This window comes from Halobacillus litoralis (assembly GCF_020524025.1).
Lineage (GTDB): Bacteria > Bacillota > Bacilli > Bacillales > Halobacillaceae > Halobacillus > Halobacillus litoralis_D.
On the sequence record NZ_JAIVKN010000002.1, the window covers coordinates 30,251 to 42,578 of the forward strand.

Genomic DNA, 12,328 nt, shown 5'->3' on the forward strand with positions numbered 1-12,328 from the left:
TTTTCACGCAATAAATGATTTTACCACAAAACCATGCAATAAGCAAAGTCTATTCCGAACGATAAAAATGTTCATCTTTCTTTCAGAATTTTCCGCCATAGATCATGGTATAATATAGAAAAGAAGTGGAGGAGGATGAATATGTCAGTAGGAGGCAATATACGTAAATATCGGGAAATGAAAAATTTCACCAAAGAAGAACTGGCACTAAAAGCAAGAATGGGTATAAACACATTGGAAAGTTATGAATCTAATGAACGTACACCTGAACTTGATACAATCCTTAAGATTTCAACTGTCCTGGACATACCAGCATCTGAATTAATGGAATTCCATGAAGATGACGACTCCCCCATAGATCATGAATTAGAGAATCTTATAAAGGATATTGGTGTAAAACGAACGAAACTCATATTAAAAAAAGCTCGAGATTTTTCTGAACAAGATGTCCTTCGGGCTATGAATCTTCTCTATGATTTAAATCAGCAAAAAAAATAAAAAAATAGGTTTATAATCTATGAAAGATGGTTATATTAAGTAACGTAAGACTTTCTCGTATTCCCCCTGTGTAAGCAGAGCGAACGTTCGCTTTGCTTTTTTTTTGCTTTTAAAAGTATGTGATATAAACAGTAACCTTTACCCCCATTTTTTGAGTCCTCCATTTTAACCCCACCATGTTCTGTTAACAGAAACAACTTATTTTCATTAACATTCGATATTCGGTTATGATATTAAAAATGGTTATTGGAGGCGATAAGTATGGAAACATTTAATCAGTATATTCCTAGAAAAGGAACAAGATCGGTAAAATGGGATATGGCGGAGGACTTATACCAAGATAAAGAAGTATTGCCTATGTGGGTAGCAGATATGGATTTTAAAACTCCAGAACCTGTAATCAAGGCTTTAAAAGAAAGGGTAGACCATGGAATCTTTGGTTATACACTCCCTGACGATGATTTAAAAACGGAAATAAAAGATTGGCTGCAGAAACGACACAGTTGGGAAACGGATACGGAATGGATTACATTCAGCCCGGGAGTTATTCCTTCCTTACATATGATCGTTCAATCCTTAACTGAAATTGGTGACAATATTCTTATCCAAACCCCTGTCTACCCTCCATTTTATAGTGTAGTCAGGGACCATGGCCGGCACATTGTTAAGAATCCTCTGGTATATGAGGACGGTCGGTACGAGATTGACTTTCAGGATTTCGAAAGAAAAATTAAAGAAAATGAAGTAACCATGTTCATTTTATGTAACCCCCACAATCCTGTAAGCCGCGTATGGACAAGAGAAGAGTTGGAAAAAATGAGCCAGATTTGCGTTAAGCATGGAGTGAGAATTGTGGCGGATGAGATTCACGCCGACTTGATCTTTAGCGGGAATAAGCACATTCCTATCGCTTCGTTATCGGAAGAAGTAAACCATCTGACTACCACCTGCCTCTCTCCAACAAAGACATTTAACCTGGCTGGATTACAAGCTTCCTATTTAATAACAGCCAACATGGATGATAAAAAGAAAGTCGATAAACAATTTAAGAACCAGGGAATGATGATGCTTAACACTTTAGGCATTACCGCTATGGAAACAGCTTACAAACACGGGGAGCAGTGGCTGGAAGAATTAAAACAGGTCCTTGAAGAACATCGGGATTATGTGATTGACCGAATCCACAAAGAAACGGATGCCATTAAAGTAATACCTGCTGAAGGTACTTACTTAATCTGGCTGGACTGCCGGGAATTGGGGATGAGCCACAACGAACTTAAAGCATTTATGCAGAAGGAAGCAAAAGTCGGAATGAACGACGGCGGTTCATTTGGTGAGGAAGGAAAAGGGTTTATGCGATTGAATATTGCTGCACCTAGATCCACACTTGAAGAGGGTGTTACACGAATTATTCGTGCCGCCAACCGGATAAATGACTAATAAACACAAAAAAAGGCGGTAGAGGCTTTCTCTACCGCCTTTTTTATTTAGCTGTTCTATCACCTGTAGTCATTTTTGTTCAGAAATACAGCAGCTATAAACACCTATCTGAAAATCAACTCTTGAAGATAAGGCAGCTTATAATAGAAAGCTGCTTAATTTTTCTTTTGTTTTTTATCAGGTTCTGTAGGATCACTTGTTTCGTCCTGGTCTGCATCTAATGTGATTTTTCCGCAAGCCACACGTTCTCCAGAATTACCAGCAGGCTGTGACATCCCATCATCCGGTCCACTCTGAATAACAATAGAGGTGCCTTCCTTCCTTAAAAGTGACATTTGATCCTCTTTTAACTTTGCCTCAGGAAGCATTAACTTAACATCAATCATCCCACTTGGATCAGCTTCAACATTTGGCAGGTCTCCTGCATGAGCACCCTGGGGATTCATTAAACCATGTTCTTTTGATAAAGGATTAAAATGGTTGCCGGCACTTTTGAATTCCGGTGCTTCACACTTAGGGAACTCATGAATGGCTACTCCATGCATGCCCTGCTCTAACCCTTCAACTTTCAACTTTATTTGAACACCTTCAGGCTGTTCTGTAAATGTTGCCGTTCCGATTTTGTCATTGTCTGCGTTATAGATCGATGTTTCTAAAGGTGACCTTTTTTCTCCTGAGCAGCCAATCAAAGACAATGTTATAAGTAAAACACTCATTAAACTGACATAAATCTTCATATGAGATCCTCCGTTCCATAGCTGTTCCCATGGGTAGTATCTCCTTCACTAAAAAAAATATAACAAAGCCACGCTGGGCAGTGCCCTAACGTGGCTTTTGATTGTTTTGATCGGTCTGCTTGTCTGTATGGTAGGTTTGATCAAATTTTTGTTCTTCTTTTTGAGAGGCTTTTATAATCCAAATCATGGTAAACGCCGCCGCGACAATAAAAAGCAGTAACATGAAAACAGCTGGAATGTACTCTGATTTGTCTTCAGGGAAATAAAGAAATTCCATCATGATGAATCACACCCTTCTTTGACAAGTATACCAAAGATGAAACTATTGGTAGACAGCTTCACGTTTTTTTCACAAATTTAGTTTTGGTATAATCAATAGTACAACAGGTTAGGAAAGGATGTTGCACAGATGGCAGATATCGAAAACGGAACCATTGTCAAAGCTCACTATAAAACGGGGATTTACATAGGTGAAGTAATGGAAGACCGGAATCGTTTCTATTTAGTTAAGGTGCTGGCTGTTGAGAAGCACCCCATGCAGGGAGATCTGCATAACCCCGGCAAAACTGAAGATGTCTTTTTTCATCAAAGAAAAGCCTTGAGTTTTAATGAAAAGGCCAACGTGCAAAAAGAAGCTGTTCATATATATGAACAACAAGAGGTACCTGATTATCAAGAATCTTTAAAGCATGCTGTTTCCAAATTAAAAGCCAAACTCACAAGAAGGGAAACCGAATTCAACCAAAATGCCCTCCATCAGCTGGAAAGCTTAGAAAAGCAATACTTTAAAACAAAGTAAACAGGCTCTTTCTATTGCGTGTGCATTTGTTTTCTACTATGGGGTATGGTAATTTTAAATAGTCCAAAGTAACAGAGGAGGTCATATCTATGACAACACATATTGGTGCAAAACCGGGCGATATTGCAGATAAAATCCTGCTTCCTGGTGATCCACTGCGTGCTAAATATATTGCTGAGAACTTCCTTGAAGATGCCGTCTGCTACAATGAAGTCCGAGGCATGTACGGGTACACAGGTACTTATAAAGGAGAAAGAATTTCTGTACAAGGAACTGGAATGGGCGTACCGTCCATATCCATCTATGTAAACGAATTAATGGAAAGCTATGATGTTCAAAAGCTTATCCGTGTAGGTTCATGTGGTGCATTACAAAACGATGTTAAAGTCCGCGATGTCATTCTCGCTTCTACATCCACCACAGATTCCCAAATGAACCGCATGGTTTTCGGAGGCATTGACTTTGCTCCTACGGCTGATTTCTCTCTACTTAAGAATGCCTATGATGCTGGAACAGACAAAGGATTAAAACTACGTGTCGGAAATGTATTTACGAGTGACAGTTTCTATCGCGATCAAGCGATGGACCTTTTCAACCTGCTGGCCAAGTACAATGTGCTTGCTGTTGAAATGGAAACAACTGCCCTTTATACCTTAGCAGCTAAATACAATCGACAAGCCTTATCCGTTCTTACGGTTAGTGACCATATCCTTACAGGTGAAGAAACTACAGCTGAAGAACGTCAAACAACATTCAATGACATGATTGAAGTAGCATTAGAAGCAGCTATCCAAGATTAAACAAAAATCCTCCTTATTTTTAAAATAAGGAGGATTTTCATTCGAAAATACCAATGACTTCCCTCGAATCAATGCTGAGGACACGATCACCTATACTCATAAATACTTCATATCCACAAACCATTGATACTGTTCCATAGTATGCAGCCTCTGTCGTCTTCACTCCAAGAATGGTTCCCCTGCTGGCAATCATTAATGGTAAAAAGGGGGGATATTTATCTTTCCTACCTATACGGATTTTTTTCCACAAAAAAGACAGAAGAGACATAACTGCGCCTCCTCATTAAAGTAAATTCCATATATTTTATACTCGCTTGTTTGCTGAAGACCGGGCTTACGCCTAGTAAAAGAAACAAAAAAGATCCCCCTTTTGATATCAGGGGATCAGGATGGTTATTGGATAACATAATGAGCTAACGTTTTAGCCATTACACCGGTCGGGCCTTTAGGACCAAGCTCATAAGCTCCTTCTGAAGTAGATGTGCCGGCAATATCCAGATGGACCCAGGGCACATTCTCTACAAATGCGCCAACAAAAGCGCCGCCCATAATTGCGTGTGCTTTTCTAGTTGGTGAATTATTCAAGTCAGCTATATCACTTTTTCTTACCTGTGCTTTATAATCCTCATTGTATGGAAGAAGCCATATAGGTTCTCCCACTGTCTGTCCCGACTGTTCAACAGCATGATAGAAAGCTTGATCATTGGTCATAGCACCTGTCATCCAGGAACCAAGAGCTGTTACGACCCCGCCTGTGAGTGTGGCAACATCAATAACCCGGTCGGCTCCTTCTTTTTGAGCATAGGTCACCCCATCAGCTAAAGCAAGACGTCCTTCTGCATCCGTGTTCAAAACTTCAATTGTTTTCCCACTCATTGATGTGATGACATCATCCGGCTTGAAAGCTTCACCGGAAATCATATTATCAGAGGAAGGAATGACCGCGATGACGTTCTTTTTCGGCTTTAATTGGCCGATTGTTTCCATAGCACCCAGAACAGCGGCCGCTCCACCCATATCCCCTTTCATTCCCGGCATACCGGTTTTCGTTTTTATCGAATATCCTCCTGTGTCATAAGTAATTCCTTTGCCGACAAGCGCTGTAACGTCACTCCAGTCCTCAAGGCCTTGATACTTCATGACAATCATTTTAGGAGGCTCTACTGAACCTTGATTGACAGCAAGGAGCGCCCCCATCCCTAATTCTTCCATATCTTGTTTCTCTAAGACTTTATACGTAAAGTCATAATCCTCCGCCATCGTTCTAGCAAACTCCGCGAGCTCTGAAGGAGTAAGCACATTGGCTGGTAAGTGAACCAAATAACGGCCGGTATTGACACCATCTGCATAGGCACTGCCTTTTTCCAGTGCAGTCTGTATAGTTTCCGGTTCCTCTGAAGTAAGAACGGTCAAACGTTGTTCTTCCTTTTCTTTCTGTGCACCCGTTTTGAATGAAGGTAAAACATAGGTAGATGTGAGCATAACTTCTCCAATTAAAGAAGCTGTTTCTTGAACATCCCATCCCTTTGGAATAAAGCTGTCCAGTACCAAAGCTGGATTTTGCACGCCATCTTTCTGCAGTGTTTGAAAGGCATATCCCATAATCCTTTTATATTCATCTCTAGTCAAATCCTCCGAAGAACCAAGACCAAAGAAATAAACGCGTCGGAACTCTCCATCAGATGACAACAACAGGCGTTCCACCTGCCTCGGTCCAGTAGATATACTTCCTGATTCTATGTAAGGTTTTAGATTGAACCCGTTTAAATCACTGATTTCCTCAAAAACTTCTGTAAAATTATCCGAAAATAGACCAAGAATAATCGTTTGATCAACTTTCCAATCCTTGCGTACTGTAAACATTTCCACATACACCTCCATATTTAGTATACAGGAAAATTCACTTATTGACTTACCTATAAAGGCGTCGTTAACGAAGTTATGATATAATGACCTTGCTTCCTATCGTGTACATAAATGAATGAACTCTATACTTCTACAGGTTAAGAAAGGATGTCAGGATGCTGTTAGATCTGCTACAAAATTTCCCCTTATGGGCTTCCATCGCTTCCATTTTTTTCGCCCAAATCGTTAAGATTCCTATTCAGTTTATCGCGTCGCGGCAGTTTAACCCAAGTCTTGCCTTCAGTACTGGAGGAATGCCGAGCAGTCATTCAGCAGCAGTTACTGCTCTTGCAACAGGTGTCGGTATTGAACAAGGGTTTGGTTCATCGGTTTTTGCAGTAGCTTGTGTTTTCACAATCATCGTCATGTTTGATAGTACTGGCGTAAGAAGACAAACCGGCGAACAGGCAATCATGCTAAATATCTTATTAAATGACTTTAACCGATTTGTCAACGAAGCTAAAAGTTGGCAGCAAAAAGAGGGATATCAAAAGAAAGAAGAGTTAAAAGAGCTTTTAGGCCATCAGCCGATCGAAGTTTTTTTTGGAGGTCTTACTGGAGTTTTATTAACCTTTCTCTTACATGCGATGATTTATTAAAGATAAAAACTCTTCCATACCCAGGGATGGAAGAGTTTTTATTGTTTTATTTCCGATCGAAAAACCTGCAGCGCCTCATCTTGATTTAAGTTTTCTAACTCTTGTTCTGTTAACTGTCCTTTCCCTCGTTCAATTACATACACCTCTAACGTCTGCTTTCCCCATTGTTGATAAACCTCATCCACTGTCGGAAAGTACAAATCTAATTCATTCCCTTTTATTGCTCCACCAATATCAGCGACTACTCCATAACCATAGCCGGGAATAAATAGGATCGTTCCGATAGGGAAAAGCTCTAAATCAGCGGCAATAGTTGAGTATAGATCCCTTTTCACATTTACACCTGAAAACGTAATCCCATAACCCGGGTGATCGGGGGTTTTTCCAGTCGATTCATAGCCGGCCGTATAGCCAGTAGCGGTTACCTCATGCCTGGGGTACTCACTGAAATCGATGGATTCTTCAAGTGTTTGGACAGCCTTAACAACCTCACTGGACACATATGTCTGCTGAGCATTCTTAACCTTCAACCCTTTACTGTCCATTTGGTGGTTTATATCTTGGAATGATTCACCGTTTAACGATTGATCTCTGAATTTTGCAGCTACCCATTCATCAAAATCGTCGAATGAGAGATTAGCTACATTGGCGAATGTACTATAAGCGGCTAATAGGAACAAGAAAGCAAACAACAGATATTTCATCCGCTTGATATTCATGAAATCACCTCTAGGTGTATTCATGTCCACCCTGACTTTTTTTATTCAACCTACCTCTTTTCACTCATGCAAACCACCGATTCAAAAAGGTCAATCCATAAAACCAACAAAAATTAAAAATGCCTAAAATTCTAACTATAAAAAAACTGCTGAAGACCATTCGTCTCCAGCAGTTGTTTATTAAAACATTTGATATCCGCTTTTTCTAAGCTTACGTATGACAATGCCCGCTGCAATCGTCCCAATGAATCCACTGGAAAGAATAACAACATCTACAACAGACAAACGTGTTAGTTCGTTGAAGACAGTCGAAAAAGCATTAGAAGGTTCTGAGAAATACCTCGTCCAGGGAAAATCGTCTACAATGAATAATACAATGACTGGATAGATGAAAGACATAATCCATGAAGAACGTAAAATCATATTAAGTAGAAATGAAATCCCAAAAAATAATACAAAAAACAATAAAATAGATACAGCAAATTGTACAATATTCAACGTTGCTTTCCCCCTAAATCTGTTCAACAGATCACGCAAACCCAACTTTCATTCTATAATTGATAGATAGAAAGCGCAAGTCCACCAAGGCAACACCAGATGCATGGCAAACAAACGATCACTTCAAGAAATAAATTTCAGAATGACACCGGTAAGTTCAAAAACCTCCGGTCAGGAAAGGTTTTTCACAAAAAAATGCGGAAGCATCAAGATGCTTCCGCATTTTTAGAATTAAAAGTTAAAGAAGTTCAACTTTCCTTTTTTAAGAACTAGTGGAATGCCACCAAGTTTCAATAGATATCGGTTATCGATCACTTTTTTCATTGCTGTAGCAGACCATCCGAATAATTTCTTATCATCAAAGACAACGCCGATTGCATCGCTGTCTCCAAGAGAAGCAACTGTACCTTTCAAGTCAGGCTTGAATGGCTCCAGATGCTTATCACCTTTGATGAGTCGAGCCAGGTTCGCTGCTGTATGCTCAGCTTCTTGAATAGCAATTTGTGCTGTAGGCGGATAAGGACGCTCAGTTTCTTCATTCATAATCAGTGCACAGTCACCAACGATGAAAACATCATCATAACCCTCAGGACGAAGATCGTCTCCAACTGGAATACGACCACGATTGGCTTCAAATCCAGCCTCTTCGACTAGAGAATTACCACGGACACCAGCTGCCCATACGACTGTATTCGTTTCAATTTCTTCACGCTGCTCGTCTTTTTCAAAGACAAGTTTATTCTCTGTTACCTCTTTAATCATGGCACCAATTTTGAACTCAACACCACGGGCTTCCAGAGAATTCATCGCATATTCAACAAGTTCAGGATCAAAACCTGGAAGTGCTGTTGGAGCAGCTTCTACGTTAATGATACGAACTTGATCACGTGGTACATCATATTCTTTACAAAGTTCCGGTACACGGTTAGCTAGTTCGCCTACAAATTCAATACCTGTAAATCCAGCACCACCGACAACTATGTTTAAGCGTTCCTGCTTCTTCTCAGGTTCATTATTATATTTTGCGAAGTTATATTCGATATGCTGGCGAATCAGGCGGGCACTGTTGATGCTGCTGATTGTATATGCGTGTTCTTTCAAACCGGAAATACCGAATGTGGCTGCTTCAAAGCCAAGACCAATTACTAAGTAATCATAAGATAATTCCCCATCTTCAAGTAAAACTTTCTTTTCGTTCGGCTTAATTTCCGTTACTGTATCCTGAACGAAGTTAATTTTACTTGTGTTCACAACATCTTTAATAGCGATACGTGTACGATCGTGGTGAAGCGTTCCAGCTGCATTTTCATGTAGCCATGTAGTTTGATAGTGATAGCTATGCTTGTTGACAAGAGTCACATTTGCATCATTGGCTCCTAAGCTCTTTTGCAACTTAACAGCTGTCATAATGCCACCATAACCGGCACCGAGAATGACAATGTTAGGATTTTTCATGAATAATCACTTCCATCTCGTAGTTTTTACAATCCGTTACCTATATCATTGTGACTGGTTTCACACACAAAGGCATTAAAAAAACCTGTCGATTCCAGGTATAAAATGTCACAAATTTTAATATATGGTCTGATTTTATCTTAGACCTTTTTGCACTCATTTTCAACCCAAAATCGAGTTATCGTAATTGTAGGAAAATTACCGCTCCTGTAATGGTTTACATACGTTCATTGTTCCCATCTGAAATTTTTTTATGATAGAATGTACTTTAGTTAAATTTTCATCAGGAGGGTAAATATGAGTGATAAAATATATGATATAACAGTCATTGGCGGTGGGCCTGTCGGTCTATTCACTGCTTTTTACGGCGGCATGCGTGAAGCCAGCGTCAAAATAATTGAGAGCCTCCCCCACCTTGGAGGACAATTAACTGCTTTATACCCCGAGAAGTACATCTTTGATGTTGCCGGCTTCCCTAAGGTACGAGCACAAGAATTGGTCGATAACCTGGAAGAACAGGCAATGGCTTTCGACCCTACCATAGCCCTCAGCCAGGAAGTTGTGTCCGTCGAACGCCTGGATGATGAGACCATAAAACTAACGACAGATAAAGAAGTTCATTATACAAAGACGATTATTGTCACTGCCGGTAACGGTGCATTCCAGCCAAGAAAGCTTAAGATCGATGATACGGAACGTTTTGAGGGAGCCAATCTCCATTATCATGTTAGTAATATGGACAAATTCCGTGACAAAAACGTCATGATTGCCGGCGGCGGCGATTCCGCCGTCGATTGGGCATTGATGCTCGAACCGATAGCTAAACAAGTAACCCTTGTTCATAGACGCGATAAATTCAGAGCTCACGAACACAGCGTGTCACAATTAAACGAATCCGGGGTGAACATTATGACTCCATTCACACCTGAAAAAATGATCGGTACAGACCGTATTGAACAAGTCGAACTCAAAGAAGTCAAAGGGGATCGCGTTGAAACCATTGATGTAGACGATGTGATTGTCAACTACGGTTTCATTTCCTCTCTAGGTCCTATCAAGAACTGGGAGCTGGAAATCGAAAAGAACAGTATCGTCGTAAACTCGAAAATGGAAACGAACATTAAAGGGATCTATGCAGCAGGAGATATCTGCACATATCCAGGTAAAGTTAAACTAATCGCATCAGGATTCGGTGAAGGTCCAACGGCAGTTAATAACGCCAAAGCCTATATCGATCCAGGTGCACGCGTTCAGCCAAAACACTCAACGAGTATGTTCTCATAAAAAAAAAGCCTCCCATTAAGGGGGGCTTTTCAATTATCTTAACAATTAGGATCTGGTGTACCTGCATTTGTCGCTGTCTTAAACGATGATCCACAGCCACAGGAAACGATTGCGTTCGGATTATCAATCGTAAAACCGCCGCCCATCATGTTTTGTTTAAAGTCAATGGTCGTACCTTCAATGATCGCCGCATCCTGTCTATTGATAACAACAGGAATACCTTCAGACTCTTCAAGAAGATCAAGTTCTTCATTGATTTCATCCTCGAAGCCCATGGCATAAGACAATCCACTGCAGCCCCCACCTTTCACTCCGAAACGAAGACGAACATCTCCTTCTTCTTCTTTCATCATTTCTTTGATTTGGTGACTTGCGGCTTCTGTGATGTTCAGAATCATACCAAGCCTCTCCTTTCTCTTCCTAATATCAGTATACTAAACCTGGAAACCTTAGTTCAAACGTATTGAACTAAGAAAGAGAAAATGGTGCAGTAAAAGACACCCTTCCTCTTTGTTATTGCAGACACCATTTATAGGGTCTCATCCAAATGTTGATAAATTTTATCGACTAATTCTTCAGGGGTTTCTGCAATAACTCGATCTCCTTCTACCAGGGCATATAAACTTTGGGAACAAAGCCCGCAATTTCGTAAGCATCCATAGTCAACTACGTCGAGGTCCGGATCTTTTTCAAGTTCAGCTTTAGCTTTCTGTGATCCTTCTGCCAGGTTGTTGATGCAAAATTCAATTAATGGATTCATCCGCTTCACCTCTTTATTGGAGAACCCTACTGTTCGTTATCTTATCATACGATAAATAAAGTGAGCTAAGAATTGTCTATCTGTTCAATTCCATGTTCTTCAAGCGTTTTATAAATACTTTTCAGTCTTGGATTTCCCTCCGCAACCACAACGTCATCTATAACAACAAGCGGATAGAAAAGCTCATCATCCAATATCTTTTGGACGATCTCCCTATTCATTCCCTCCTGCTCATCTTTATGAATATCAAAGTAGTGGAAGGTGATTCCCTGGTTTCCATACTTTCTTCCAACGGCCGCCTCAAGCCATTCATAGGTTTCTTTCGATCCAGGAGCATTCACACAACTGGCACATTTCACCTCAGCACCGTACACATGAACCGACACTTCCGTTTGTTTCATGAAACCTTCTCCCCTTCCCAAACGCACTTTCTTCTCATTTTACAAAATATACGAAAAAAGATAAAATGATAATAGTTCTCAATTTACTTGAACACAGTCTCAGACAATCATAGATTTTTTTCAGCATTCGTTTTATAATGTTACTTAAGAAAGGGGAAGATTGAACATGCATGAACAGGTGCAAGAAGTACTGAATAAACTTCGCCCATTTTTACTTAGAGACGGTGGAGACGTTGAATTAGTCGACGTTGAAGATGGTATTGTCCGCCTGCGTCTTATGGGTGCCTGCGGGAACTGCCCAAGTTCCACCATCACTCTAAAAGCAGGTATCGAACGTGCGCTGGCTCAAGAAGTACCTGGTATTTACGAAGTGGAGCAAGTATTCTAATACAAACTGATGAAAAGATCCGTACATAATGACCTGTACGGATCT

General features: G+C 40.3%; 17 protein-coding genes. 7 read left to right on the forward strand and 10 right to left on the reverse strand.

Going from position 1 to position 12,328, the window contains the following annotated elements:
• Positions 1 to 141: 141 nt before the first annotated feature.
• Both LC036_RS06835 and LC036_RS06840 read left to right on the forward strand, forming a co-directional pair.
• Entirely contained in the window at positions 142 to 498 is a 357-nt protein-coding gene (locus LC036_RS06835) for a helix-turn-helix domain-containing protein (protein ID WP_226580152.1), read from the forward strand.
• 261 nt (positions 499 to 759) lie between these two features.
• Positions 760 to 1,938: a MalY/PatB family protein gene (locus LC036_RS06840; RefSeq protein ID WP_226580155.1), complete on the forward strand. Its 1,179-nt coding sequence runs from the start codon at positions 760 to 762 to the stop codon at positions 1,936 to 1,938.
• Positions 1,939 to 2,093: 155 nt separating this feature from the next.
• Here LC036_RS06840 and LC036_RS06845 read toward each other — a convergent pair whose 3' ends face one another.
• Both LC036_RS06845 and LC036_RS06850 read right to left on the reverse strand, forming a co-directional pair.
• Positions 2,094 to 2,675: a superoxide dismutase family protein gene (locus tag LC036_RS06845; protein ID WP_226580159.1), complete on the reverse strand. Its 582-nt coding sequence runs from the start codon at positions 2,673 to 2,675 to the stop codon at positions 2,094 to 2,096.
• Between the two features lie 85 nt (positions 2,676 to 2,760).
• Positions 2,761 to 2,955, reverse strand: a complete 195-nt coding sequence (locus tag LC036_RS06850; protein ID WP_226580161.1) for a hypothetical protein — start codon at positions 2,953 to 2,955, stop codon at positions 2,761 to 2,763.
• Positions 2,956 to 3,084: 129 nt separating this feature from the next.
• Here LC036_RS06850 and LC036_RS06855 point away from each other — a divergent pair, with 129 nt between their 5' ends.
• Both LC036_RS06855 and deoD read left to right on the forward strand, forming a co-directional pair.
• On the forward strand, positions 3,085 to 3,474 hold the full coding sequence (locus tag LC036_RS06855; protein ID WP_226580163.1) for a kinase-associated lipoprotein B: 390 nt from the start codon (positions 3,085 to 3,087) through the stop codon (positions 3,472 to 3,474).
• A gap of 89 nt (positions 3,475 to 3,563) precedes the next feature.
• A complete protein-coding gene (gene deoD / locus LC036_RS06860) occupies positions 3,564 to 4,274 on the forward strand; it encodes a purine-nucleoside phosphorylase (RefSeq protein ID WP_226580165.1) in 711 nt (236 codons plus the stop codon).
• A gap of 37 nt (positions 4,275 to 4,311) precedes the next feature.
• On the opposite strand, the gene LC036_RS06865 is transcribed toward deoD, so the two are convergent.
• Entirely contained in the window at positions 4,312 to 4,467 is a 156-nt protein-coding gene (locus tag LC036_RS06865) for a hypothetical protein (RefSeq protein WP_226580167.1), read from the reverse strand.
• 200 nt (positions 4,468 to 4,667) lie between these two features.
• A complete protein-coding gene (locus LC036_RS06870; protein ID WP_226580169.1) occupies positions 4,668 to 6,137 on the reverse strand; it encodes a leucyl aminopeptidase in 1,470 nt (489 codons plus the stop codon).
• A gap of 158 nt (positions 6,138 to 6,295) precedes the next feature.
• On the opposite strand from LC036_RS06870, the gene LC036_RS06875 reads away from it, so the two are divergent.
• Positions 6,296 to 6,778, forward strand: coding sequence for a divergent PAP2 family protein (locus LC036_RS06875; RefSeq protein ID WP_226580171.1), 483 nt, complete (start codon positions 6,296 to 6,298; stop codon positions 6,776 to 6,778).
• Positions 6,779 to 6,816: 38 nt separating this feature from the next.
• Here LC036_RS06875 and LC036_RS06880 read toward each other — a convergent pair whose 3' ends face one another.
• From LC036_RS06880 to LC036_RS06890, 3 genes are all read right to left on the reverse strand, one after another.
• Complete coding sequence (locus LC036_RS06880) at positions 6,817 to 7,521, reverse strand: 3D domain-containing protein (protein ID WP_319004440.1); 705 nt, start codon at positions 7,519 to 7,521, stop codon at positions 6,817 to 6,819.
• 156 nt (positions 7,522 to 7,677) lie between these two features.
• Entirely contained in the window at positions 7,678 to 7,995 is a 318-nt protein-coding gene (locus LC036_RS06885) for a YuiB family protein (protein ID WP_226580173.1), read from the reverse strand.
• A 231-nt stretch (positions 7,996 to 8,226) separates the two neighbouring features.
• Positions 8,227 to 9,450 carry an NAD(P)/FAD-dependent oxidoreductase gene (locus LC036_RS06890; protein WP_226580176.1) on the reverse strand — a complete coding sequence of 408 codons (1,224 nt, stop codon included), beginning with the start codon at positions 9,448 to 9,450 and terminating at the stop codon, positions 8,227 to 8,229.
• A 297-nt stretch (positions 9,451 to 9,747) separates the two neighbouring features.
• On the opposite strand from LC036_RS06890, the gene LC036_RS06895 reads away from it, so the two are divergent.
• Positions 9,748 to 10,734 (forward strand): NAD(P)/FAD-dependent oxidoreductase, encoded by a 987-nt coding sequence (locus LC036_RS06895; protein ID WP_226580178.1) that lies wholly within the window; start codon positions 9,748 to 9,750, stop codon positions 10,732 to 10,734.
• Between the two features lie 38 nt (positions 10,735 to 10,772).
• On the opposite strand, the gene LC036_RS06900 is transcribed toward LC036_RS06895, so the two are convergent.
• From LC036_RS06900 to LC036_RS06910, 3 genes are all read right to left on the reverse strand, one after another.
• The gene (locus LC036_RS06900; protein WP_226580181.1) at positions 10,773 to 11,132 is read right to left on the reverse strand and encodes a HesB/IscA family protein; all 360 of its coding nucleotides are present in this window, start codon (positions 11,130 to 11,132) and stop codon (positions 10,773 to 10,775) included.
• Between the two features lie 131 nt (positions 11,133 to 11,263).
• Entirely contained in the window at positions 11,264 to 11,494 is a 231-nt protein-coding gene (locus LC036_RS06905; RefSeq protein ID WP_226580184.1) for a YuzB family protein, read from the reverse strand.
• A gap of 65 nt (positions 11,495 to 11,559) precedes the next feature.
• Positions 11,560 to 11,895, reverse strand: coding sequence for a YuzD family protein (locus tag LC036_RS06910; protein WP_226580187.1), 336 nt, complete (start codon positions 11,893 to 11,895; stop codon positions 11,560 to 11,562).
• A 166-nt stretch (positions 11,896 to 12,061) separates the two neighbouring features.
• Here LC036_RS06910 and LC036_RS06915 point away from each other — a divergent pair, with 166 nt between their 5' ends.
• A complete protein-coding gene (locus LC036_RS06915) occupies positions 12,062 to 12,283 on the forward strand; it encodes a NifU family protein (RefSeq protein ID WP_035511544.1) in 222 nt (73 codons plus the stop codon).
• Positions 12,284 to 12,328: the final 45 nt, after the last annotated feature.

Coding starts and splice junctions, on each gene's coding strand:
- deoD (WP_226580165.1), top strand. CDS start 3,564: ATGACAACACATATTGGTGCAAAACCGGGCGATATTGCAGATAAAATC.
- LC036_RS06910 (WP_226580187.1), bottom strand. CDS start 11,895: ATGAAACAAACGGAAGTGTCGGTTCATGTGTACGGTGCTGAGGTGAAA.
- LC036_RS06895 (WP_226580178.1), top strand. CDS start 9,748: ATGAGTGATAAAATATATGATATAACAGTCATTGGCGGTGGGCCTGTC.
- LC036_RS06840 (WP_226580155.1), top strand. CDS start 760: ATGGAAACATTTAATCAGTATATTCCTAGAAAAGGAACAAGATCGGTA.
- LC036_RS06865 (WP_226580167.1), bottom strand. CDS start 4,467: ATGATTGCCAGCAGGGGAACCATTCTTGGAGTGAAGACGACAGAGGCT.
- LC036_RS06855 (WP_226580163.1), top strand. CDS start 3,085: ATGGCAGATATCGAAAACGGAACCATTGTCAAAGCTCACTATAAAACG.
- LC036_RS06845 (WP_226580159.1), bottom strand. CDS start 2,675: ATGAAGATTTATGTCAGTTTAATGAGTGTTTTACTTATAACATTGTCT.
- LC036_RS06900 (WP_226580181.1), bottom strand. CDS start 11,132: ATGATTCTGAACATCACAGAAGCCGCAAGTCACCAAATCAAAGAAATG.
- LC036_RS06905 (WP_226580184.1), bottom strand. CDS start 11,494: ATGAATCCATTAATTGAATTTTGCATCAACAACCTGGCAGAAGGATCA.
- LC036_RS06850 (WP_226580161.1), bottom strand. CDS start 2,955: ATGATGGAATTTCTTTATTTCCCTGAAGACAAATCAGAGTACATTCCA.
- LC036_RS06875 (WP_226580171.1), top strand. CDS start 6,296: ATGCTGTTAGATCTGCTACAAAATTTCCCCTTATGGGCTTCCATCGCT.
- LC036_RS06870 (WP_226580169.1), bottom strand. CDS start 6,137: ATGTTTACAGTACGCAAGGATTGGAAAGTTGATCAAACGATTATTCTT.
- LC036_RS06915 (WP_035511544.1), top strand. CDS start 12,062: ATGCATGAACAGGTGCAAGAAGTACTGAATAAACTTCGCCCATTTTTA.
- LC036_RS06880 (WP_319004440.1), bottom strand. CDS start 7,521: ATGAATACACCTAGAGGTGATTTCATGAATATCAAGCGGATGAAATAT.
- LC036_RS06890 (WP_226580176.1), bottom strand. CDS start 9,450: ATGAAAAATCCTAACATTGTCATTCTCGGTGCCGGTTATGGTGGCATT.
- LC036_RS06835 (WP_226580152.1), top strand. CDS start 142: ATGTCAGTAGGAGGCAATATACGTAAATATCGGGAAATGAAAAATTTC.